This window comes from Arthrobacter sp. CMU6 (assembly GCF_059090205.1).
Window position 1 is genome coordinate 1 of the sequence record NZ_JBNHFL010000025.1, and the last position, 23,814, is coordinate 23,814.

At 66.6% G+C, this 23,814-nt stretch carries 16 protein-coding genes and 1 pseudogene; 5 read left to right on the plus strand and 12 right to left on the minus strand.

What is annotated here, in order from left to right; genetic code table 11:
- The 3 genes and pseudogenes from AC5RWD_RS16855 to xylA all read right to left on the minus strand — a co-directional run.
- Window positions 1-337: pseudogene (locus AC5RWD_RS16855) on the minus strand (hypothetical protein); the annotation flags it as partial.
- Between the two features lie 209 nt (window positions 338-546).
- Complete coding sequence (locus AC5RWD_RS16860; RefSeq protein ID WP_494021170.1) at window positions 547-2,052, minus strand: xylulokinase; 1,506 nt, start codon at window positions 2,050-2,052, stop codon at window positions 547-549.
- Between the two features lie 19 nt (window positions 2,053-2,071).
- The gene (gene xylA, locus AC5RWD_RS16865) at window positions 2,072-3,262 is read right to left on the minus strand and encodes a xylose isomerase (RefSeq protein ID WP_494021115.1); all 1,191 of its coding nucleotides are present in this window, start codon (window positions 3,260-3,262) and stop codon (window positions 2,072-2,074) included.
- Between the two features lie 198 nt (window positions 3,263-3,460).
- Here xylA and AC5RWD_RS16870 point away from each other — a divergent pair, with 198 nt between their 5' ends.
- Both AC5RWD_RS16870 and AC5RWD_RS16875 read left to right on the plus strand, forming a co-directional pair.
- Window positions 3,461-4,747, plus strand: a complete 1,287-nt coding sequence (locus tag AC5RWD_RS16870; protein WP_494021116.1) for an FAD-binding protein — start codon at window positions 3,461-3,463, stop codon at window positions 4,745-4,747.
- Window positions 4,748-4,760: 13 nt separating this feature from the next.
- Window positions 4,761-5,969: an ROK family transcriptional regulator gene (locus AC5RWD_RS16875; RefSeq protein WP_494021117.1), complete on the plus strand. Its 1,209-nt coding sequence runs from the start codon at window positions 4,761-4,763 to the stop codon at window positions 5,967-5,969.
- 20 nt (window positions 5,970-5,989) lie between these two features.
- On the opposite strand, the gene AC5RWD_RS16880 is transcribed toward AC5RWD_RS16875, so the two are convergent.
- From AC5RWD_RS16880 to AC5RWD_RS16900, 5 genes are all read right to left on the minus strand, one after another.
- On the minus strand, window positions 5,990-9,172 hold the full coding sequence (locus AC5RWD_RS16880) for an Ig-like domain-containing protein (protein ID WP_494021118.1): 3,183 nt from the start codon (window positions 9,170-9,172) through the stop codon (window positions 5,990-5,992).
- 49 nt (window positions 9,173-9,221) lie between these two features.
- Window positions 9,222-11,261, minus strand: a complete 2,040-nt coding sequence (locus AC5RWD_RS16885) for a beta-galactosidase (RefSeq protein WP_494021119.1) — start codon at window positions 11,259-11,261, stop codon at window positions 9,222-9,224.
- 87 nt (window positions 11,262-11,348) lie between these two features.
- Window positions 11,349-12,695 carry an ABC transporter substrate-binding protein gene (locus tag AC5RWD_RS16890; RefSeq protein ID WP_494021120.1) on the minus strand — a complete coding sequence of 449 codons (1,347 nt, stop codon included), beginning with the start codon at window positions 12,693-12,695 and terminating at the stop codon, window positions 11,349-11,351.
- Window positions 12,696-12,737: 42 nt separating this feature from the next.
- Window positions 12,738-13,688, minus strand: coding sequence for a carbohydrate ABC transporter permease (locus AC5RWD_RS16895; protein WP_494021121.1), 951 nt, complete (start codon window positions 13,686-13,688; stop codon window positions 12,738-12,740).
- A 2-nt stretch (window positions 13,689-13,690) separates the two neighbouring features.
- Window positions 13,691-14,623, minus strand: coding sequence for a carbohydrate ABC transporter permease (locus tag AC5RWD_RS16900; protein ID WP_494021122.1), 933 nt, complete (start codon window positions 14,621-14,623; stop codon window positions 13,691-13,693).
- 123 nt (window positions 14,624-14,746) lie between these two features.
- Here AC5RWD_RS16900 and AC5RWD_RS16905 point away from each other — a divergent pair, with 123 nt between their 5' ends.
- The 3 genes from AC5RWD_RS16905 (at window position 14,747) to AC5RWD_RS16915 (ending at window position 17,675) form a co-directional block, all read left to right on the plus strand.
- Entirely contained in the window at window positions 14,747-15,829 is a 1,083-nt protein-coding gene (locus AC5RWD_RS16905; RefSeq protein ID WP_494021123.1) for a LacI family DNA-binding transcriptional regulator, read from the plus strand.
- Window positions 15,830-15,930: 101 nt separating this feature from the next.
- Window positions 15,931-16,392 carry a MarR family winged helix-turn-helix transcriptional regulator gene (locus tag AC5RWD_RS16910; RefSeq protein WP_494021124.1) on the plus strand — a complete coding sequence of 154 codons (462 nt, stop codon included), beginning with the start codon at window positions 15,931-15,933 and terminating at the stop codon, window positions 16,390-16,392.
- Window positions 16,389-17,675, plus strand: a complete 1,287-nt coding sequence (locus AC5RWD_RS16915; RefSeq protein WP_494021125.1) for an MFS transporter — start codon at window positions 16,389-16,391, stop codon at window positions 17,673-17,675. Before AC5RWD_RS16910 ends, AC5RWD_RS16915 begins: the two co-directional genes overlap by 4 nt.
- On the opposite strand, the gene AC5RWD_RS16920 is transcribed toward AC5RWD_RS16915, so the two are convergent.
- The 4 genes from AC5RWD_RS16920 to AC5RWD_RS16935 form a co-directional block, all read right to left on the minus strand.
- On the minus strand, window positions 17,641-18,174 hold the full coding sequence (locus AC5RWD_RS16920; protein WP_494021126.1) for a GNAT family N-acetyltransferase: 534 nt from the start codon (window positions 18,172-18,174) through the stop codon (window positions 17,641-17,643). The two genes, AC5RWD_RS16915 and AC5RWD_RS16920, sit on opposite strands and share 35 nt — an antisense overlap.
- A gap of 161 nt (window positions 18,175-18,335) precedes the next feature.
- On the minus strand, window positions 18,336-20,591 hold the full coding sequence (locus AC5RWD_RS16925) for an immunoglobulin-like domain-containing protein (RefSeq protein WP_494021127.1): 2,256 nt from the start codon (window positions 20,589-20,591) through the stop codon (window positions 18,336-18,338).
- A 95-nt stretch (window positions 20,592-20,686) separates the two neighbouring features.
- Complete coding sequence (locus AC5RWD_RS16930) at window positions 20,687-20,809, minus strand: hypothetical protein (protein ID WP_494021128.1); 123 nt, start codon at window positions 20,807-20,809, stop codon at window positions 20,687-20,689.
- 156 nt (window positions 20,810-20,965) lie between these two features.
- Window positions 20,966-23,509: an alpha-L-arabinofuranosidase family protein gene (locus AC5RWD_RS16935; protein ID WP_494021129.1), complete on the minus strand. Its 2,544-nt coding sequence runs from the start codon at window positions 23,507-23,509 to the stop codon at window positions 20,966-20,968.
- Window positions 23,510-23,814 lie beyond the last annotated feature (305 nt).

The window sequence follows — 23,814 nt, forward strand, 5'->3', positions numbered from 1 at the left end:
GCGTCGTTCCGGACCCGCGCCCGGCAGTCCCGGTGGCGGCGCCACCGGCCAACAGGACATCTGCAAACTGGACGTCCCTAAAGAGAAGCTCGGGGAAAGGGTCCTCGGGGAAAACATCGTCCGGGTACACGAAGTCTGGGTCATCGCCATCGTCATCCGGTAACCCGTAGTTGGTGAACTGATCGAACGGGAACCCGCCGTCCGGGAACGCTACCTCGGGAATCGCGTCAAAAGGAAGAATCACGCATGGAAGAAGGGCGTCAGGAGCCGCGGCAGCCAGCAGAACGCCGCCGTGCGGCGCTCCTGCTGTCAGTGCTGCATTCCCCATGCCTTCCATGAACACAGTCTGCCAAGGGGGACTGACATTAAAGGGCCGATCCGGCACACATCGGGCGTGATCCAAAAGTTTTTTGGATCACGCCCGAGCAGCGGAAACTGGGTAGCAGCTCAGGACGTTCCCGCCCTGAGAACGTCCTAAACTGTTACGCATTGGAGCCCGCTGGCACGCATAGGCGGCCCAGGTTTCGGCAGGCCCAACCGGCAGACTCAACCAGCGGCCTGCTCCACCTTGCGCTGCTCCACCCGGTATTGCTCCGCAATGGCGGGACGGAAGTCCGGTTCCGGCGTGCTGTCCAGCTCCACCTTCCAGTCCGGCCGCTCGCCGATCAGGGCCCAGGCCGCCTGTACTGCCGCTCCCCGGGCCACGTACTCTCCGGGGCTGGGAACCAGCACGGGCAGGTCGAAAACCTGGGCCGCGATCCGCTGGACCGCTGGGTTCTGCACGGCGCCGCCGATCAGCAGGAGCCGCTCGGCGGGGTGGCCCAGTCCGCGGAGGGCATCGAGCCCTCCGGCCAGTCCGCAGAGCATCCCTTCGATTGCGGCCCGGGCGATGTTGGCGCGTGTGGTCGAGGCGATGGTGAGCCCGGAGAAACTCGCCGTGGCGTGGGGCAGGTTGGGCGTCCGCTCCCCCTCGAAATACGGGACAAGCACCACGCCGCCTGCCCCCGGTTCCGCCTCCAGCGCCAGCCGGGACAACTCGCCGAAATCCACGCCCAGCAGCCCCGCGACCGACGTCAACACCCGCGCTGCATTAAGGGTCACGGCGATCGGCAGGAACATCCCGCTCGCGTCCGCGAAGCCCGCCACCGTCCCGCTCGGGTCGCCAATGGGCCCATCGGAGACGGCGAACACGGTCCCGCTGGTGCCCACGGACACGACGACGTCGCCCGCCCTTGCACCCAGGCCCAGGGCCGCGGCGGCGTTGTCCCCCGCCCCGGCACCAAGCAAGACTGGCTGTTCTGCGATGTCTCTGTGGACCTGGCCGGGTGAGGCACCGGGGTCCAGCACCCGGGGCAGGATCACGGCATCGCCGGCCCCTGCACCGTCGCCGTCCAGCCCGGGCGCAGCAGACGAATCCGGGGAGGCTTCGACGGCGGGGCGGCCAAAGGCGAGGCGGAACAGCTCCAGATCGTAGCTGTCTGTTGCCGGGTTCCAGTAGCCGGTGCCGCTGGCGTCGGAGCGGTCGGTGGTGAGCTGCCCCAGGTCCGGTCCCAGGGGGCTGGCGCCGGCGGGGCCGTAGCCCCGCAGGCGCCAGGTCAGCCAGTCGTGCGGCAGGGCGACGGCGGCAACCCGGCTGGCGATCTCCGGCTCATGGTCCCGGACCCAGCGGACCTTGGTGACCGTGAAGGAGGCCACGGGCACCAGGCCTGTCCGCTTCGCAAAGTCCTCCGCGCCGACTTCTTCGGCGAGGGCCGCGGCAGCGCCTGCCGAGCGGGTGTCGTTCCAGAGCAGCGCCGGCCGCAGCACCTCACCGGCGGCGTCCAGCAGCACCATGCCGTGCTGCTGGCCCCCCACGGACAGCGCGCCCACCCCGGCGAGTCCGCCGGCGTCGTCGAGCGCTGCGGAGAGCGCCCGCCACCAGTGGTCCGGGTGGACCTCGGTGCCGTCCGGGTGGCCGGCACGGCCCTCCCGGACCAGCGCGCCGGTCTCGGCGTCCAGCACTACCACCTTGCAGCTTTGGGTCGAGGAGTCGACCCCGGCAACCAGTGACACAGGCGTGGCCGTCACAGTATCAGCGGGCGCCGAGCAGGTGCTCGATGAAGAGCTGCTGAAGCTTGACGAAGCCGAAGCCCTTGCCGCCGAAGTAGGCGTCGGCGTCGAAATCCTCGTAGGACGAGCGGTCGGCGAGGAGCTGCTCGTAACCCTCGCCCGGGTTCAGGGTGGGGACGTTGATTTCGGAAACCCGCGACGCCTCCAGGGCAGCCTGCACCTCGGGGTCGGAACGGAATGCCTTGGCGCGTTCCTTGAGCAGCAAGTAGGTCTGCATGTTGGCGGCCGCCGAATCCCAGACCCCGTTGATGTCCTCGGTCCGGCTGGGCTTGTAGTCGAAGTGGCGCGGGCCCCCGTAAGCCGGGCCGCCCTGCGGACCGCCGTTTTCCAGCAGGTCCACCAAGGAGAAAGCGTTCTGCAGGTCGCCGTGGCCGAACACCAGGTCCTGGTCGAACTTGATGCTGCGCTGGCCGTTGAGGTCGATGTGGAAGAGCTTGCCCTGGTACAGCGCCTGGGCAATGCCATGTGTGAAGTTCAGCCCGGCCATCTGCTCGTGGCCGGTCTCGGGGTTGATGCCCACCAGCTCCGGGCGCTCGAGGGTTTCGATGAACGCCAGGGCGTGGCCCAGGGTGGGCAGCAGGATGTCGCCGCGGGGTTCGTTGGGCTTGGGCTCGATCGCGAAGCGGATGTTGTAGCCCTTGTCCGTCACGTAGTCACCCAGCAGGTTCACGGCCTCACGGTAGCGCTCGAGAGCCCCACGGATGTCCTTGGCAGCGTCATACTCACTGCCTTCGCGTCCGCCCCACATCACGAACGTTTCAGCGCCCAACTCGGCGGCGAGGTCGATGTTCTCCAGGACCTTGCGCAGGGCAAAGCGGCGGACACCCCGGTCATTGCTGGTGAAGCCGCCGTCCTTGAAGACCGGGTGGCTGAACAGGTTGGTGGTGATCATCGGCACCACCATGCCGGTGGCCTTCAGCGCACCGGTCAGGCGGTCGATCTCCCGCTGCCGGTCAGCCGCGGAGCACCCGAACGGGAAGAGGTCGTTGTCATGGAACGTGATGCCGTAGGCGCCCAGATCGCTGAGCCGGTTGATCGCCTCCACAGTGTCCAGCGGCGGGCGGGTCGCGGAACCGAACTGGTCCTGCGCCTCCCAGCCAACCGTCCACAGGCCGAAGGAAAACTTGTCATCACGCGTGGGCTGAATCGCCATTGAGTGCTCCCGTTTGGTTTGGAGGGACCTATCCCGCGGGAAGATCCGGAAAATGTTCCATAACCAAACATATTCGGTTTTGACGCCCTGTCAACTGTTTTTCCGAGTTTAATGGCCGAGATCCGCTGGCCGGAAACCCCTATCGGAGCGTCCCGTCGGAGTGTTATGTTCTCTAAAACACCAAACGAAGGGCGGGCAATGGCCAGCGAAGCAGGAATCGAGCTGCACACCGAGGAGTACAACTGGGCCGGCAACCTCAGGTACGCCGCGGCCGAGGTGCGGGAACCGCGCACCCTGGCGGAGCTCCAGGACCTGGTTGCCGGCGCGTCCCGGCTTCGCGCGCTCGGCTCGCGGCACTCCTTCAACCGCATTGCCGACACCACGGGCGCCCTGGTCTCGCTCGAACACCTCGCGCCCGCCATCGAAGTGGACTCCGCGAACATGACCGTGACCGTGAGCGGCGGCACCCGGTACGGGACCCTGGCGGCGGAGCTGCAGCGGCAAGGCTACGCGCTGCACAACCTGGCTTCCCTCCCCCACATCTCGGTGGCGGGGGCCATCGCCACCGCCACCCACGGATCAGGCGACCGGAACGGCAACCTGGCCACCGCCGTCGCCGGCCTTGAACTGGTCACCGCCGACGGAGGGATCCTCACCGCCCGCCGCGGCGAAACCCCGGACTTCGACGGGATGGTGGTTAGCCTTGGCGCCCTCGGCGTGGTCAGCAGCCTGACGCTGGACATCGAACCGGCTTTCCCGGTGGCGCAGATGGTCTTTGAGAACCTCTCGTGGGACCAGGTGCTGGCGGATTTCGACGGCGTCACCTCCTCGGCGTACAGCGTCAGCCTCTTCACCGATTGGAGCGGGGACCGGATCGGCCAGGCCTGGCTGAAGTCCCGGACGGAGGCGGAAGCCGCAGCGGAGCCCGCAAGTTTCTTCGGCGGCAGCCCGGCCACAGACGCCAGGCATCCCATCGCCGGGGTTTCCGGCAGCACCTGCACGCAGCAGCTGGGCGTGCCCGGCCCCTGGTCGGACAGGCTGGCCCACTTCCGGATGGAGTTCACCCCCAGCAAGGGCGACGAGCTGCAGAGCGAGTATTTGGTTCCTCGCGAGCACGCGGTGAACACCATCGAGGCAATGCGCCGGCTGTCCCATCTCGTGACTCCGCTGCTGCTGGTCTCGGAAATCCGGACCATGGCCGCGGACAGCCTCTGGCTGAGCCCGAACTACGGAACCGACAGCATCGGCCTGCACCTCACATGGCGGCAGGACCAGCCCGCCGTCGAGGCCGTGCTCCCGGTAATCGAGGCCGAGCTTGCGCCGTTCGGCGCCCGTCCGCACTGGGGCAAACTGTTCGACGGCGATGCCTCACGCCTTGCGCCGCTTTACCCGCGCTTCGCCGACTTTAAGGCCCTCGCGCGCCGCCTCGACCCGCAGGGGAAGTTCCGCAACGACTTCCTCGACACCAAGGTCTTCGGCAGCTGATATCGTTCCGATGATGCCTTCCCCTCGCCAACGGGCCGCCCCGATCGCCCCGCCCAGCGAGCTGGACCCCTCCCGGCGGAACAACCTGGCGCTGATCACGTCCCTGGTCCACCATCACCGCGTCCTCAGCCGGGCGCAGCTGACGAAGAGGACCGGGCTCAACAGGTCAACGGTCGGAACCCTGATCGGCCAGCTGGTTGCGCTCGGCCTGGTCTACGAGACCGCGCCAACCGGCGAAGCCCAAGTGGGCCGGCCGAGCCCCGAGGTGCGGCCGAGCCCTTCCATCGCGGCGCTCGCCGTCTACCCGGAGATTGATGCTGTCACCATCGGGCTGGTCAACCTGGGCGGCATTGTCCAGAAGAAGATCCGGTTCGCTACCGAGCGGATTCCCAGTGCCCGGGAAGCGGTGAACATCGCCGCAGCCGTGATCGAGGGGATGCGCACGGAGCTGGAGCACTCGTACCGGATCACCGGCATCGGCGTGGCGGTGCCCGGCCTGGTGAATCCCGACGACGGAACGGTCCGCCACGCGCCGCACCTGGGCTGGCGGGACGAGCCTGTTGCCCGGATGCTCAGCGAAGCCACTGGTTATGCCTGCCAGGCGGCCAACGACGCGTCGCTCGCGGCCGAGGCGGAACTGATCTTCGGAGCCGGCGCCGGGCGGGACAACCTTGTGTACCTCAACGGCGGGGCCAGCGGCATCGGCGGCGGGATCATTTCCAACGGCATGGTGCTCCGCGGTGCCTCCGGCTACGCCGGGGAACTGGGCCACACGTTCGTCCGCACTTCCGGCGAACAGTGCCACTGCGGCGCCACCGGCTGCCTGGAAACAGAGGTGTCCCAGGGACGGCTCTTCGAAGTCCTCGGCCTCAGCGGCGGCGACACGCCCCAGCTGGAACAGGCACTGAGGGCGTCAGGCAGCCCCGCCGTCGCGGAGGAGATCTCCCGGCAGCTGGGCTTCCTGGCCATCGCGCTGCGGAATGCCGTCAACACCTTCAACCCCGAGGTGATCATCCTCGACGGTTTCCTGGGGGTCCTCTACGCGCTCGCGCCGTCCGCCCTCGACGGCCTGCTGCTGTCCCAGGCGATGGACGGGCCGGCCGCCCAGGCCAAGGTGCACCCCGCGGCACTCGGGTCCAATCTGATGATGATCGGCGCCGCGGAACTGGGGTTCGCCCGGTTCCTGGCGGACCCCGCAGGGCTGGGTTCCGCCGCGGAATAGCGGCGGCGGAACCCAGCTTCCTACTTGGCGAACACGACCTCGTACGTCCGGGTCTGGCTGCCATCCTCGCTACGGACCGTCACCACGGCGGTTCCGGACTGTGCCTCCGCCTGCTGCACGGTGACCGCAGCGTAGGGGTCTGCCGCGGTGGCGGTCACTGCTTGGCGTGGCCCCTGGGCGGCGGCCCGGTAGGAGGTGACGTCCGGGTCGAAGCCGGCCAGCGGCTCGCCGTTGACGGAGATTCCCGCCGCGGCGGCGTCGGAGGACTTGCCCGCAGCCAGCGCCAGCACCTGCACTTCACTGACCGTCATGTGGGTGTTCGGCCGGGCGGTGAGCACCACACGGACGTCACTGGTATCCACATTGGCAACCGGAACTGTGACCACCGGGGCGGGGCTGCCGCCGGGAACCTGGACCGGGGCGCCGGCGTTCCGCCACGTCCCGTCGGCTGCCTTGGTCTGCGCCTGGAGGCTTTGGGCGTAGCTGTCGGTGGATCCGTCCCGGTAGAAGTGGACCTTGACGCCGGTCACTGTTTTCCGGCTGGCGAGCGCCACGGACAGGCTGTCGGCGGTGTTCTTGGTGCCCGACTTCCAGTTGGACCAGGCCTTGTCCGTCAGGTTTCCATTGCCCAGTCCTGCCGTGCCGTAGCCTGGTTCGGTGAACGTGGCGCTGAACGTGGTGCCGGGGTCATCGGCCACGTTGTCGGCTGTTCCCGCCGTGACCTGGACGCGCACGGTGGCGGGCAGCTTCCGCCCGTCGGCGGCGTCGGCGGTGCCCGTAACCGTGGCCACACCAATCGCGGTGAACGCTCCGGCGGCATCCCAGACAACCGGCCGCTCCACTTCGCTGCCGCCTGCAGTCACCGCTGTCACGGTGGCAGGCAGCACGGGTGTTCCGCCTGCATAGGTCTTGGCCCGGGCCGGAAGCGTCGAGACAAGCCTGTCCACCGTGACTTTGGCCGTCACCGGATGCGCAGCACCCAGGACGTCGGTCGCGGTTCCGCGCACGTCAACGGTTCCGGGTGTGCTCCACCGGTTCTCCGGCGGCATGGTCCAGGTCACCGGAAGTTCGCCCCGGGCACCGTCGCGGTAGACGGGGACCACCGTGGCGGGCAGCTGCGGAGCGGTCCCGGGCACGGTGAAAGCCTTGACGTTTTGGAATCCCTGGACAGTTTCGTCGATCACCCGCCAGCGCTGGTTCTCGCCGGAGTTGGCCGTCCACAGGGTCACCGGGGATCCGTCCGCGGTGGCGTGCCCTCCAACTTCGAGGAGCCTGCCGGTTGCCGCGTTGACGAACGTGTAGGTGCCGTCGCCGGTAGTTGACATGGTCCACTGGGAGGCGTCAGCCGGCGTCGGCTCTGCCGGAGCCAGCCGGGGCGTTCCGTCGACGACGGCGAGCTGCCGCCCGCCGTCGGGCGTTTCAATCGCGTAGCGGGCACGGTTGCTGTTCTCGCCGCTGAGGCGGCGGAGGTTCCACTGCTGGTCGGCGCCTGCGCCGGAACGGATGACGGCGGTGCCGCCGGTTCCCTGGGTGAGGGACTTGCCGCTTTCCACTCCCTGCAGGCGGTAGACGTGGTCCGCCTGAACCAGCGCGGCGTCCTTGGCCACGCCGTGCACACCATTGACGAGGAAGGTCGTGACGGATTCGGCCGCTACCGTGAGGACCGCCGTGCGGTCCTTTCCGACGGCGACCGGCTCGCCCTGCACCAGCGCGCCCGAGGCGTCGCTGGTCACCGGCGTCACGGTGGCATTCCCCTGGATTGCACCGAACCCGGAGAGGTCCAGGGCAACCTTGCGCTGCTGCTTGCTGTCGTTCACGTGCACCACGGTGGCTCCGGAACCGGAGACGGCGGCCGCGCTGTTCATGTCGTCCACCTTGACCAGGCGGTCCCCGGGCTTGATGTAGTGCGTGAAGTTCCGCGCGGTGTCGTACTTGGTGTTCGTGTAGATCGGGCAGGTTTCGAGGTTGTCCCCGGCACCGCAGTCGAAAGGCAGCTGGATCTCGCCCCAGTTGGAGCCAATGGCACTTTCGCCGCCGGGCTTCATGTTGTTGTAGTCCTCAACGGGCTGCCAGAACACCCAGGCCTCGGGCTCGAGCTCGCGGAGGTCGTTGACCATGTGCTGGGCCAGGCCGAGGCCGGGCTGCATGCTGGTGAAGTTCTGCCCGTCCAGCCAGGAGCCGCCGGTTTCGCTCATCCACAGCGGCTTGTCCTCGCCCTTGGCGATGTCCCGGACTGCTGTCCGCTGCCCGGTTCCGTAGGTGTGGACGTTGAGCTGCCCGACGTTTGCCTTGGCGTCGGCGGAATAGCTGTTCCAGTTGCTGGCGAACGTCGAGGGGTTGGTCTCGTCCATGGCGCTGATGACGGCGCCGGTGTCGGCACTGGCCAGTGCCTTGGCCAGGGACTGGACCACCTTCTGCTGCAGTTCGGGGCCCATGTGGGCGCCTTCCTGCCGGCCACCGACGGGCTGGCCTGCCGAGTTCAGGTTGGTTCCCCAGTACGGGGTGTTCGGTTCGTTCATGGGGTCGATGGTGTCGATCTTGATGCCGTGCGCTTTTTCCAGCTGCTTGACGGCGCCCACCAGGTAGGAGGAGAAGTCGTCGACGCTCTCGGTCCGCAGCTGGTCCTGCGAGGAGTTGAAGCCGCCCGAAACGTATCCGCTGACAGTCTGGAACCACGGCGGGGAGTTGCTGAAGGCTTCCCAGTGCGTGATGTCGTTCTTGATCCGGTCCACCCACCAGCGCTGCGTCTGGTCGGCGTCGAGGTTCCAGTGGTCCGGATTTTCCGGATCCCACCAGTCCTTGTCCTGTCGGGTGGTGCCCTCGGGCGCCTTCCACCAACCTTCAACCGCGCCTCCCGCCCGGAGGTAGTCCTTCACATCCGGCGCGTTTCCGCCGCCGATGTTGTACCGCGCGATGTTGAGGTTCAGCCCCTCGTCACCGAAGACCATGTCAGCAAGCTTGTTGCGGATTTCATCCGGATAGCCGCCGGTGGCGTTGGCGAACCAGACCAGGCTGGTGCCCCACCCTTCGAAGGCGTCACCCTGGTAGGAGGGGTCCGGCCGCACGGTCACGGCGCCGGCCGGAACGGGTTCATCGGCCGCCGGGGCGGCGGGCGCGGGTCCGGCCACGAGCCCTGCGGAGAAGACCGCCGCGGTGATGCCGGCGGCGGTCACGGCCCAGGGCCGTCTGGATCTGTTCGTCATTGAATTCCCTTCGGTGCGGTGATGCTGCTGATCTCTGGGGACTGCTGCTTTATTTGGGGCTTTTGAGGACGGCCACGCCGCGGGCGGCGAGCTTGGCGGTACCGGCGCCCGGCCCGGTGCCCGCGAGCACGGCCCCGGGGACCGCCGAGATATCGACGGCCTGGTCCGTTCTGTTGATCAGGAAAAGGAAGCGTCCGTCCTCCCCTGCGCGGACGGCGAGTTCGACGGCGCCGCACAGTTCCGCGGGCAGTTCAGACCCGACGCCGGCCAGGCCTGCGAATTCCCGCAGGACAGGCACCAGGCCGGCCGGTCCGAGCCGCGTCGCCACGTAGCCCGCGGATCCGCTGCCCACGATGCGCCGGGTTACGGCCGGCTCGCCGGCGTGGTCACCGGAGGTGAACCGGCGCAGGACCTTCGTCTCGCCCGAGGTGGCGGCCACCCGGTCCGCCCACAGCGTGCCGGTTGACCCGTCGTCGAGCGTGGCTTCTTCCCCGGGGGCCAGAGGCCCGAACTCTTCCACCCGGATCCCCAGCAGCTCTCCGAGAGCGCCGGGATATCCCCCGAGCCACACGTGGTCGTTCTGGTCCACGATTCCCGAGAAGTAGGTGGTCACCAGGTGCCCGCCTGCCTCGACGAACGCGGTCAGGCGTGAGCGCAGCTCCGCCGGCACCACGTGCAGGACCGGTGCGATCACCAGTTGGTAGCCCTCAAGGGAAGCTGCCGCCGGGAGGACATCGGCCCGGATGCCGGTGGCCAGGAACGCCGAGTACCAATCGAGTGCCTCCTGCCGGTAGCGGAGCCGGTCACTGGGATGGGAGTCCAGCTCGCTGGCCCACCAGGAGTCCCAGTCGAAGAGGATCGCGGCCCGTGCCGGCTCACGCCGGCTGCCGGTGATCGGCGCGAGTTCACCCAGCGTGCGTCCCAGCGCGGTCACGTCGCGGAAGAGCCTGCTGTCACTGCCGGCGTGCGAAACCATGGCGGAGTGGTATTTCTCTGCCCCCGCACGCGACTGCCTCCACTGGAAGAAGCAGACCGCGTCTGCGCCGTGGGCAACGTGGGTGAGCGAGTCCCGGGCGAGGGCCCCGGGTTTCTTGGGCGTGTTCACGGGCTGCCAATTGACGGCGCTGGTGGAGTGCTCCATGAGGAACCAGGGGTTGCCGCCGGCGATGTTGCCGGTCAGGTTCGCGGAGAAGGACAATTCGTCATGGTCCTGCGGCCCCGGGACCACGTAGTGGTCGTTGGAGACGAAATCGACGTCGGCGGCCCAGGCAGCGTAGTCCATCCCCTTGGTCTCCCCCATCACCATGAAATTGGTGGTGACGGGGATATCCGGGGTGATGTTGTTGAGGATGTCGCGTTCGGCGCGGAGGTAATCCCGCAGCGAGTCCGAAGAGAAGCGCTTGAAGTCCAGCTGCTGGGTGGGGTTCGGGTAGGACGCCGCCTTGCGCGGCGGGAGGATGTGGTTCCAGTCCGCGTAGCGCTGGGACCAGAAGTCGGTCCCCCAGGCGGTGTTCAGCTCCTCAAGGGTGCCGTAGCGGTCCTGGAGCCAGCGGCGGAAGGCGGCCGCGGCGTCGTCGGAATAGTCATAGATGTTGTGGCAGCCGAGCTCGTTGGAAACGTGCCAGGCGCAGACGGCAGGGTGGTCCTTGTAGCGCTCGGCCATGGCGCGCACCAGCTCCAGCGCGTGCTCGCGGAACACCGGCGACGTGGGCCGCCAGTGCTGCCGGCCTCCCGGCCAGAGGGTTTCGCCGTTCGGGGTGACCGGCAGGATTTCCGGGTGCTCGGCCGCAAGCCACGGCGGCGGGGAGGCAGTGGCGGTGGCGAGGTCCACGGCAATGCCGTTGGCGTGGAGCAGGCCGATGATGTCATCGAGCCAGGCAAAGTTCCAGGCATCCCGTGAGGGCTGGATGCGGGCCCACGAGAAGATGGCCAGGGAAACGATGTTGACCCCGGCCTCCCGCATGAGCCGCACGTCCTCTGCCCAGACCTCGCGGGGCCACTGCTCAGGGTTATAGTCGGCACCGAAGGCCAGCCTCCTGGTGTCCGGGGACGGCCAGCGCAGCCAGCGGTGGTGGGTGGTGTGGGTCATGGAGTTCCTCTTTTTGGGCGCGGTTGGGTGGCCGCGGACGCGCCGGGCTGGCTGGCGCGTCCGCGGAGATGGACGTGGCTGCGGCTGCTATTCCTTAACCGTGAACCCCTGCTCGGTGCCGTACTTGACCGAGGCTTTCTGCCATGCAGTCAGGCCGTCCTTGAGCGTGGTCCCGGAGACGTAGGCCTGGCCGGCGGTGTCGTTGAAGATGCTGTTGGCGTAGACCTGGAACGGCAGGTAGGACCAGCCGGCGGGAACATTCTTCGCCGATTCGGCGAAGATCTGGTTGGCCTTTTGGCCGCCGAAGTACTTGAACTCGGTGTTCTGGAATTTCTCCGACGCGAGGTCCTTTGAGGTGGCGGGGAACGCGCCGCCGTCGATCCTGGCCTGGACGCCTTCCTCGTCAACGTTGGAGTACTTCAGGAAGCCGTAGGCCAGCGCTGCCTGGCTGCTGGCCGCCGGGATGGCCAGCGAGCTGCCGCCGTTTTCGGCGCTGCTGTTGGCGCCCTTCTCCCACTGCGGCAGCGGTGCGACCCGCCATTTGCCGGCCCCGTCGGCAACGCCGGAGACCAGGTTTCCGGGCATCCAGGCGCCGGTGGAAAGGGTGGCGATGGTGCCGTTGCCGAGGCCCTTGTACCACTCGTCGCTCCAGGAGCTGATGGGGGCCAGGAGGTTCTCGTCAATGAGCTTTTGCCAGGTCTCGGCGAACTTGGCGGAGCCTTCGTCGGAGAAGTTTACGCCGACGTTGGTGCCATCCACCTGGTACGGTTTGCCGCCGGCCTGCCAGATCAGGCTGGTGGCGAACCCGGCGTCGCCGGTGTCGTTGGCGATGTAGGCCTTGGGGTCGGCTTTCTTCAGCGCACGCCCGGCCTCGAGGAATTCATCCCAGGTGGTGGGCACTGCGATGCCGTGCTTATCGAAGAGTTGCTTGTTGTAGAACAGGGCCATGGGGCCGGAGTCCATAGGAAGTCCGTAGACGCCTCCCTGCGCCTGCACCGAGGACCACGGGCCGGCCGTGAAGGTGCCGTCGAGGTCTGCTGCGCCGAACTGGCCGAGGTCCGCCAGCGACTTGCTGAGCGCAAACTGCGGAAGTGCGTAGTACTCGATCTGCGCCACATCGGGTACGCCGGAGCCGGCGGAGATCGCGTTCTGCAGGGCGGTGTACTGGTCGTTGCCGGTGCCTGCGTTGACCAGGTTGACGTCCACGTTGGGGTACTTGGCCTCGAAGCCCTCGGCGACTTTCTTCAGCGACTGGTCCCAGGCCCACACCGTCAGCTTGCCGCCTTTTTGGAGGGCGGCTTCGACGGCGTCGCTGTCGACCGTTTGCTGCGGCGCCGCGTTGCCGCCGCCTCCGCAGGCGGTGAGCCCCAGGGCGAGTGCGGCGGCGACGGCGGAAGTCTGCAGCAGGCCGCGGCGGGTCAGGGTCTTGATCATGTCTTCCTTCTAACTGCGTTGTTGGTGAGGGTGGACGGGGCGTTATTCTTTGACGCTTCCGGCGGAAAGGCCGGACTGCCAGTAGCGCTGGAGCAGCAGGAACGCTGCGATCAGCGGCAGGATGGTGAGCAGGGAACCGGTGATGACAAGGTTGAAGATGGCTTCCCCGCCGGCGGTGCCGGCCTGCGCGTTCCAGGCGTTCAGGCCCAGGGTGAGGGGGTACCAGTCCGGGTTCTTCAGCATGATCAGCGGCAGGAAGTAGTTGTTCCAGGTGGCCACCATGGTGAAGAGCAGCACGGTGACGATGCCCGGGGTCAGCAGCGGAAGGCAGACCTGGAAGAAGGTGCGTGCCTCGCTGGCGCCGTCAATCCGGGCGGACTCCATGATCTCGGTGGGGACGGCCTCGGTGGCGAAGGTCCACATGAGGTACAGGCCGAAGGGCGAGATGAGCGAGGGGATGATCACGGCCCAGGGGGTGTTGGTGAGGCCCATCTGGCTGAACATGAGGAACGTGGGGACCGCAAGTGCCGTGCCCGGAATGGCCACCGCTCCGATGACGACAGCGAACACGGCCTTCCGGCCAGGGAAATCGAACTTGGCCAGCGCGTAGCCGCCCAGGACGGCGAGGAAAGTGGCGCCGCCAGCGCCAAGCACGACGTAGAGGACTGTGTTGGCGAACCAGCGAAGGAAGATCCCGCCGTCGTAGGTTGCTGTCCGGGCGATGTTGTCCCAGAGGGCAAAATCGCCGTCAAACCAGAGGCCAAAGGAGTTGAGCAGGCCGTCCTGCGTCTTGGTGGCGTTGACCAGCAGCCAGAACAGCGGGGCCAGGCTGTAGAGCAGGACAAGGCCCATCAGGAGAGTCAGTGCCAGGCTGCGGCGCGAGCGGCGGGACCCGGCCGTGCGTGGGGAACGCAGGCGCGGGGTGCGCAGTTTCGGCGGGGACGACGTTCCTGCGCCGGTACTGCCGGGGCGGGCGGTTGTCTGAACGCTCATGGTCAGCGCTCCTTTCGCATGCCGCGGACCTGGACGGCATAGGCAATGGCCATGGTGATCAGCCCCATGATGATCGCCACCGTGGCGGAGTAGTTGTACTGCTGCCCGGAGAAGGACAGGGAGAAGGCATACAGGTTGGGCGTGAAGTAGGTCGAGATGGTGTTGGGTGAGAGGCTCTTGAGGATGCTGGGCTCATTGAAGAGCTGGAAGCTGCCGATCACGGAGAAGATGGAGGCGACCACGATGGCGCCGCGGATGGCCGGCAGCTTGATCGCGGCGATGACCCTCAGCTGGCCGGCGCCGTCGATCTCCGCGGCCTCGTAGAGGGACTTGGGGATGACGGTCAGCGCGGAGTAGAAGATCAGCATGTTGTAGCCGATGAACTCCCACGTGACGATGTTTCCAATTGCGGCCAGCACCAGTTCCGAGGAGAGCGGGCTGGGGAGGTTCAGGCCGAAGGCCTGGTTGATATTTCCCACCAGCCCGAATCGGGTGCCGTACATGAAACCCCACATGAGTGTGGCGACGACGGCGGGTACGGCATAGGGCAGGAAGATCGAGATCCGGAAGAACGACTTCCCGTAGAGCCTGCCACTGTCCAGGGCGAGGGCCACAACGAGCGCGATCATCAGCATGACCGGCACCTGGACCGCCAGGAACAGCGAAACCCGTCCCAGCGCGGACCAGAACTGCGCGTCCCCCAACGCCCGGGCGTAGTTGTCCAGGCCCACGAACGCGGTGCCGCCGATGAGCTGGTTGCGGAAGACGCTCAGGTAGATGGAATACGCGATCGGGGCCAGGAAAACCAGGGCGAACACGGCCATGAAGGGGCCGATGAACCACCAGCCGGCCCACGAACGGCGGCTGGCGCGGCGGCTTGTGTTGCCTGCCGGGGCGGCCGCTCCGGCTCGCGCTGCGACTTGCGGGGACGTCATTGTCATGGAAGGTCCTCTTTTGGGCTGCGTCACCTGGCTGGCGACCGAACGTGTCCTGTTTACGCAAACATGAATGTGATGTTTTGTGAATGTTTGCGCAAACATGATTGGTACGATGGTGACATGGAGCACGAATCCGGTCAACCCCCGGTCCGCAATATGCCCTCCGTGGAGGAAGCCGCCGGCGGCGTGCCGCGGCGCAAGCAGCAGGTGTCCATGGCCGACGTCGCCAAGCTCGCCGGAGTCTCGTCGCAGACCGTTTCCCGAGTGTCCAACGGGAGCCCTGACGTCATCGAGAGCACGCGGCGCCAGGTAATTGCGGCAATGAACGAACTCGGGTACCGGCCGAACAGTGCGGCCCGGGCGCTTAAGCGGGGCAGTTTCCGGACCATCGGAGTGATCACGTTCTCGCTGTCCTCGCTGGGCAACATGCGGACGCTTGAGGCCATCGCACTGCATGCGGCCCGGCAGGATTTCGCCATCACGCTGATCCCGGTGACCGCACCAACACAGGCCGGGATCCAGGGGGCGTTCTCAAGGATGGGTGAACTCGCCGTTGACGCCGTAATCGCCATCATGGAGGTCCACCTCCTGGATGCAGCGACCGTGACACTGCCTCCGGGCGTGAAGGTGGTCGTGGTCGATTCCGACGCCGGCGAGCAATACAGCGTGGTGGATACCGACCAGGCCGACGGCGCACGCAAAGCCGTCAAGCACCTCCTGGACCTCGGCCACGAGACCGTCTGGCACGTCGCCGGCCCCCAAGAGTCCTTCGCCAGTGAACGCCGCGCCGCCGCGTGGCGCACCACCCTCACCGACGCGGGCAGGCCCGTTCCGCCGGTGCTCCGCGGTGATTGGTCAGCGGACTCGGGCTACGAGGCCGGGCTCCGGCTGGCCGGCGAACGAGGCTGCACGGCAGTGTTTGCCGCGAACGACCACATGGCCCTCGGCCTGCTCCGGGCGTTCCGCGAAAAGGGCCTGTCCGTCCCCGGGGACATCAGCCTGGTCGGCTTCGACGACGTCCCCGAAGCCTCCTCCTACGCTCCCCCGCTCACCACGGTCCACCAGAACTTCGCCGACGTCGGCAACCGGTGCGTGGACAACGTCCTGCAGCAGATCCGCACCAACACCACCGAACCCGGCGTCACTCTCGTGCCCACCGACCTGGTGGTCCGCTCAAGCACGGCGGCCCCGAAGGGGAAATAGATCACAATCACCCGGCATCGGTTGCTGGCCGGACAGGCTCGGTGGATAATGGTTAGACGAGCTAATTAGCGTTGCTAACTATCAGGAGGCGCACTTCCTCAATGCCTGCGACCGGAGCGGCACACCAAGAAACCCCTCAATCCATCAGGCCGGACATCCTGGCGATCGACCTGCGGACTGCCGTGATGCGCACTTCCCGCCGGCTCCGCGTGGAGGCCACCGGCGACATCATCACCCCGGGCCAGTACACCGTGCTGGCCCAGCTCCACAGCGACGGCCCGCGCACCCCGCGGGAACTTGCGGAGCGGGAACATGTGCAGGCGCCGTCGATGACCCGGATCGTGAACGCCCTGGCAGAGCTGGGCTTTGTGTCCCGGTCAGCGCATCCGGAGGACGGCCGCCAGGTCCAGGTGGGCATCACGCCTGCCGGCGTGGACGTCCTGGAAGAGGCGCGGGAACAGCGCACCGCCTGGCTGGCGCAACGGGTCGCGGGCCTGAGCCCGGAAGACAGGCTGACCCTCAGCCGGGCCGCGCACATCATGCAGGAGATGAGCGCCCGATGAGCGCCACCTTCCGGGCACTGCAGAACCCCAACTACCGGTTGTGGGCCGGCGGAGCCCTGGTCTCCAACATCGGCACCTGGATGCAGAGGGTGGCCCAGGACTGGCTGGTGCTGACCGTCCTCACGGACCATTCCGGCACCGCCGTCGGCATCACCACGGCCCTGCAGTTCCTCCCCATGCTCCTGCTTGGCCCTTACGCCGGAGTCCTGGCGGACCGGCACCGGAAGCGCGTGATCCTGCTGTGGACGCAGTCAGCCATGGGTCTGTGCGGGTTGGCCGTCGGGCTCCTGGTGGTGACCGGCGCGGCGCAGCTGTGGCAGGTGTACGCCGCCGCCCTCTGCCTCGGACTGGCCAGCGCCATTGACGGGCCGGCACGCCAGGCCTTCGTCTCAGAACTCGTGGGACAGGACGATATCGCCAATGCGGTGTCCCTCAACTCCGCTTCCTTCAACACTGCCCGGCTGACGGGACCCGCAATCGCCGGAGTTCTCATCGCTTGGGTTGGCACCGGACCCGTTTTCCTGCTTAACGCCGCCAGCTTCGCCGCCGTCCTGGTCTCTCTGGCCCGGATCCGCGTAGCAGGGCAGGCGCAGACCACGCCGGTAATCCGCGGCAAGCACCAGGTCGCCGAGGGACTGGGCTATGTGCGCCAGCGTCCGGATCTGGTGCTGATCCTTGTCCTGGTGGGCATCCTGGGGGCCTTTGGCATGAATTTCCCCATCACCAACGCACTGATGTCCACAGCGGAATTCGGCATGGGGCCCGGCGAATTCGGACTCCTGGGCTCCATCATGGCTGTCGGGACACTGGCCGGAGCCCTGCTGGCGGCCCGCAGATCCCTCCCACGGCTGCGTTTCCTGCTCGGCGGTGCGCTGGGCCTGGGTTTCTTCACGCTGGTCGGCAGCGTTTCGCCGTCGTTCTGGCTTTACGCCGCCATCCTGGTTCCGGTCGGACTAGCCTCGATGACCTTCCTGAACAGCTGCAACACGAGCATCCAGCTCTCGGTGGAGCCACAGTTCAGGGGCCGGGTGCTGGCCCTGTATCTGGCAACACTGCAGGGCGGAACCGCCCTGGGAGCCCCGCTGATGGGCTGGCTGGGCAGCACGTTCGGTGCCCGCTGGTCAGTGGCCGCCGGCGGCGCCGTCGTGCTGCTGACCGGATTGCTTGCGGTGATTGTGGTGGTCCGGAGCAGCCGGCTGACCTTGCGGCAGCAGCTCCGCGCCTCCTTTCCGAAGAGGCGGGCCGCTATCAGCCCTTCTGCGGGAGAGTGTGCTCCAGAATGAAGTCGCTCTCCACGGAGTCGCCCAAGGTGAATGACTTCGCCCCCACCCTGGTGAAGCCTGACTTCTCATAGAAGCGGATGGCCTTGGCGTTCTGGCTGTTGACGCCGAGCCAGACGCTTGCTGCACCCTGGTCCGCGGCCCAATCCAAAGAGGCCCGCATGAGCGTGGCTGCCGCACCCCGCCCGTGGTGGTCCGGGTGCACGTAGCACTTGCTCAACTCGACTGAGCGCTTTGCGCCGAGGGCGCGGAGCACATCGGGGTCCGCTGACCGCCGGTCGACCAGCAGCGTGTACCCGTCGAGCCTGCCGTCCTGCTCCAGCACCAGGATGACAATTTTGCTGTCGGCGAGGTACTCCGCGAACCGCTCCTCGCTAAGCGTCCGCTTGAGGTGGAGCTGGATGTCCTCAGGCGAGGAGCCGGGCGGGCAAGCGAGCGGGAAAGTCGCCGCCGCCAGACCGGCCAGCGCGGCAGAATCTCCGGCAACAGCCTTCCGGATCATTGGAACTCCAGGTGTGAGGGCGGGCAGAATCCACTAGAAGGATTCTAGGCCGTCCCGGGATTTGGCCGCTGGTCAGCGGCTCTCCGCCACTTGGCGTAGTAAGGAGCAGGCGCTCCGCCGGTACCGGCGGAGCGCCCTGGTTTTAGCGAAGAAGCGCTACATCACAGCTGGCTGTGCAGGCGTTCCAGCTCCGTCTTGGTCACCGGCAGGACAGTGCCATGACGCGGGGCGCGAGGAAGCTCGTAGTTGGTGGACAGCTTCCAGTCCGGGTTTTCCAGGCTGGTGCTTTCCAGCGGAATGTAGCCGCGGCCGCCGAACTCATCGACGAACAGGTAGTACTTCTGCTCGGTGTTCGACTTGAAGATGGTGGGCCCTTCCACCCCGCCCGTTCCGGCCTTCTTGCCGATGCAGTTGGCCATCAGCGTCCAGTTGCGCGGGTTCGTGGCGGGCACGTCGATGGCAAGCAGGTCGCTCGACTTTTCCTGCATGATGTCCAGGCAGCCGGAGACCTGCCCTTCGTCCTTGGTGAACCGGTAGTAGGTGTCGCCGTCCTTGATGACGGTGGAGTCAATCACCGAGTTGCCCGGGTCATTCCACACCTTTGCCTCGGTGAATCTCCGGAAGTCCCGGGTGGTGGAGTACATCATCTTGTTGTAGGTGCCGCCGGTGTGGTTGGGATCGTTGTCGGCGTAGAGCTTGGAGGCCCAGTACACGACGTAGGCGCCGATCTTCTCGTCATAGTGGGCTTCCGGAGCCCAGGTGTTGCCCGCGGTGTCCGGCGAGACCTTCACGTGCCGCTGCGCCGACCAGTTCACCAGGTCGGTCGATTCCCAGACCTCGATGTACTTGCTGCCCTGGCGCTGCGAGGAGTCCCAGCTGGTGCCGCTGCCGATGGAGAGGTCCGTGGCGATCATGTAGAACTTGTCGCCTTCCGGGGAGCGGATGATGAACGGATCGCGCAGGCCCTTGGTGCCGAGGCCGGACTTGAGGACGGGGTTTCCGCCGTTCAGTTCGTCCCACTTGAGTGCGTCATTACCGCGGCTGGCGGCCATGTAGATGTTCTCGCCGGCGAGATCGTTGCCGGTGAAGTACGCGAAGGCGTAGCCCTCCTTGGCCTCGGCCTTGGGCAGCGGCAGCACCGTGACGCGGAACTTCTTCTTGGTCTTGGCCTTGCCCAGGGCGACGGTTGCCTGCAGGTTGAGCTCGGCGGACTTGCTGCCGTAGGCGGGCCGGGTGACCTCGCCGGTGGAGGTGATGACGGCGTCGTCGTTCGACTTCCATTCCACGGCGGTGCCATACAGCCCCGCCGTGGGAAGGGTGATGTTCCCCCGGATCGCGTCGGCATCCCACACGGTCAGCGCTGCGGCGGCCTCAGCGACCTTCTGGTCGTCGCTGATGTCCTCCGGCACCGTGACGGTGAACGTTTTCGACGCCGATGCCTCACCTGAGCTGGCCGTGGCGGTCAGCGTCACGGTGGCATCGCCGGTTCCGTTGGCAGGGCGGGTGACCGCTCCTTGGGCGGAAACCGTGGCCGGGTCCGAGGATGACCAGGTGTAGGCCGAGCCGTTGGGCCCGGTGGCCGGCAGCTTTAGGTTGGCCGTCACTGCCGAGGTGTCCCCCAGCGACAGGTCCTGCAGGTCGAGGGCAACGCGCTGTTCCGGGGAAACGTACCCGAGCTCCCGCACCTCGCCGGCTGAGAGTGCACGGTTGTAGATGCGGAAGTCGCGGACCTGGCCCTTGAGGTACTTGTCCCCGCTGTAGACGGACCGCCCGAGGTAGTTCGCCGTCGTCGTTCCGCCCCCAATGCTTCCGGGCGTGACGGTGACGCCCGTCTTGCGGGCGACCTCGGTGCCGTCCTCGTAGAGGACGGCGGTCCCGCCGCTCAGGGTGTAGGTGATGGTTTTCCAGGCACCGCGCGCCAGGTCACGGTTGGCGCTGGTGGTCTGCTCGGTGGCCCAGTTGCCGGTGGCGATGGAGGTCCGGTAGGAGTTGCCCGTGGTGAAGAGGTAGCCGTTTCCGGTGCCGTTGGCGGTGTTTCCGAGGCCCCAGATGAAGTAGGGGGAGCCCTGGTCGGCCGCGATCTTTACGTCCGTGGATACCGTGATGGAATCGAGCCCGCGCATGACGTCATTAGGGAGCCGGACGTGGGCGTCCGTGCCGCCGAGCTGGAGGCCCTCGCCGCCCAGCCTGGTGGCGTCACCGCTGATGGTTCCGTTGCGGCCGTTGCCGGAGCTGTCCTCCGCCACGGATCCGGCGGCTTCGGTCAGGTTGTACTTGAGGACCAGCCCGTCATCGACGGCGGAATGGGCCGGCGCCGCTGCGACGAGGCCGCCGAGCGCCAGGGCAGCCGAAGCGGCCAGCGCGGCCGCCGTCGTCATGGCCGGGCCCGTGCGGGCCCGTGGGTCTGTAGGGAGCATTGAGACACTTTCGTTCGGGCGGCCCGGAGGCCGCTGCTGGGAATAACGCGGTGGGAATGGAACAAATCGGAACGGACGACGTCGGACTGGCCGGCTCAGGCGTTCAGCCTGGCCACCAGCGCCTGCGCGCCGCTGACCAGGAGGTCCCGCAGGGACTGGTCGGCAATTTCCCGGGTGGCGCCGTCGACGTACTGCCCGAGGTAGCCAGGGCCGAGCAACGGTGGCTGCTCCGAGCCGAACGATATTGCGTCTGGAAACGTGATTCGTCACTGGATCCCTCAGGAATGGTCTGCATAAGGGACGCCCAAGGGGAAGGCCCGGCTGCGTGATCCAGCCGGGCCTTCCCGGTCAAAGCCAAGGCTTCGGTGTGTTGCCTACTTGCGTGTGCCGGTGTCCGCCAGCCGGATGAAGGTCACGGACTTGGGCTCGAACTCATACGTGAATTCAGATCCCGCGCCGCCGAAGGTGCTCGCGGCCGGGGCCAGGTTCTGCCCGTCGGCGGTCTGGGTGAGGGTGGTGACCGCGGCAGAGCTGCTGATGTTGGCCGCGCCTGCCACCTTGATGTCCACCGGCGCCTTGTCCGCGGAGGTGTTGACCACCTTCACGATGGTGTCGCCGGACTTCGAGTCCTTCGTAACTACTGAGTAGACGGGATCGGCCTGGGTGTCATCCACTGTGCCCCACAGGACGTCGTCCAGGTAGAGCTTGGCCGTCCGCCCGGAGACCTCGATCCGGATGTCGTATTCACGGCCGGTCTCGATCACGGTGTTCTTCTCGATGACGTTCGACTTGCCGCCGTTGACGGCCTTCTCGACGACGGACTTCGAGTTGTTCCAGCCGCCCAGGTTCCACCAGAAGTAGTTCCCGGTGTCCTTGACCCCGAAGGAGACGAGGAAGCCTTCCGAACCGGCCAGCTTGGTGGCCTTGGTGCTCAGCGTGTAGTTGCTCCAGTCGGCGCTGCCTGCGGTCACCATGGTGTTCTGGGCCGTGGTGCTCGACTGGACGTAGCCGCCGTCCTTGATGGACCAGGACCCCGTGCCGTTGCCGGTCCAAGCAGCCGCCGTTCCGGAGAAGTCGTCGCTGAAGAGTGTGGCGCCGTCCGCCCCGGTGACCTTGACGTCGTCGTACCGTGCGGAGGTGGCCCACGTGGACAGGCCGATTTTGCCGGAGATTGGCACCACGGTGGAGGCCGGGTTGTCCTGCGTGCTGGGCACCACCTGGTTTCCGACGTTGTTCATGAACAGCTTCTGGACCTCGTAATTGGGAGTGGTCCGCACGGAAGTGCCGTTGAAGAACATCATGTCCGGGCTCCACTGCGTGTTGGCCTCGTTGGCGATCAGCGGCGCGTAGGACGCCATCTTAACCACGTCGGCGTTCCGCTCCAGGCCGGTCATGTAGGAGGCTTCCGCCAAGGCGTTCTCCGGCTTGTTTCCCTGCGACGCGTATTCGCCGAGGAACACCTTGTAGCTGTTCCGGTCGTAGGAGTCGTAGCGGTGGTTGTTGTTCAGGAACCACGACGGCGTGTTGTAGTAGTGCTCGTCCACCAGGTCCACGCCTGTCTGGGCGTTGAAACTGGCGAGATCGTCGAATTCCGGGCCTTGGCTGAAGGGGCCGGTGTTGCCGATGATCTTGATCTCGGGGTGGGCCTTGCGGACGGCGTTGTAGAACTGGGTGAAGTACTGCTTGAACTCCGGCTTGTACTCCTCGTTGCCCAGCGAGATGCGGTCGAGGTTGTACGGTGCCGGGTGGCCGTAGGCGATGCGCTTGGCACCCCACTCGGTGCTGGCGTCGCCGTTCGCGAACTCGATCAGGTCCAGGGTGTCCTGGATGTAGCGGTCGAGCGTTGCCTGGTCCGGGGCCCTGTTGGTGTCGCCGCAGCCGGTCACGCCGACCGGAACCACCGGCACCGGAACGGCCCCCATATCCTCGGCCCACTGGAAGTACTCCATGTAGCCCAGGCCGTACGTCTGGTTGTAGCCCCAGAAGTTGCGGTTCGCGGGGCGCTGCTCCACCGGGCCGATGGTGTCTTTCCACTGATAGGTGCGGGCCCGCGCGTAGTTGGGCGCCGAGTAGGTGTCGTAGCTTCCGGTGTTGACGATGCAGCCGCCGGGGAAGCGCAGGAAGCCGGGGTGCAGGTCATCGATCTTCTCGGCGAGGTCCTTGCGGAGGCCGTTTTCCCTGCCGTTCCAGGTGTCCTGGGGAAACAGCGACACCATGTCGAGGCGGACAGTGCCGGTGCCCTGGACAAGGGTGGTGAGCCGGCCGGCGCCGGTGGAGGCCTTGGGTGACAGGGTCACCTCGTACTTGGCCCAGCGGTCACCCTTGACCTTGATGGTGGCGATGTCCAGGCGGGTGCCTTCGGGCGTCTCCAGCGTCACGGCGAGGGTGGAACCGGACGGGTTGGAGGTGCGTGCCCACACGGAGTAGTTGTACTTTTTCTTCGCCTCGAGCTTCTGCCCGGCGTTCCAGCCGCTGTTGCGCACGCCCACTCCGGCGCCGCTTCCCGCACCGGCCGCGGTGGCATCGACCCGCAGGTAGTTCCGGTTGTTTTCGTTCAGCCGGTTGCTGTCATCGACGACGGCGACCGTTCCGTCGCTGCCCCGCTTCAGGGTTTCCCAGGCGGTCATCGGGGTGTAGGTGCGGTTGTCGGCGGAGTTGAACTCAAACGACCTGTTCTGGACGAGCTCCGCGTAGATGCCGCCGTCGGCGCCCTGGTTGATGTCCTCGTAGAAGGCTCCGTACATGGTGGGGTCGATCGAAGCCCCTGACCCGGCGGCGTTGATGCTGATGGTCCGGTTCTCGCCGGACTCGGCATTGGCGCCCAGGGCGGGGGCCAGCGTCAGCAGCGCGGCCGCCAGGGACCCGGTGAGCACCAGGGTGCAGGTCCGTTTGGCGGGACTTGGTGGTTTTGATGGCATGGAAGGGATGGCCTTTCTCCATTGAACGGTTCGCCGGCGACCGGTTTGAACGGGCTGAGTCGCAAAACAACAGCTGTTTGGAAACAACTGTTAGGAAAACTGCTGTTTCGAAAACGATCTGATGTTAACGCTAACAAAGTGCCGACCGGAGTTGAGTATTCGACATCTTTTCGCTCTTGTAAAGGGCATTCTCAAAATTCGGCAGACCTTGCGCGGCACGCGCGAAATTGTGACTGCGCCTACTTGACGACCTAATTGTTAGCGTTCACAATGATTCGCAGAGCGCATCAGCTCACTTGCAGCAA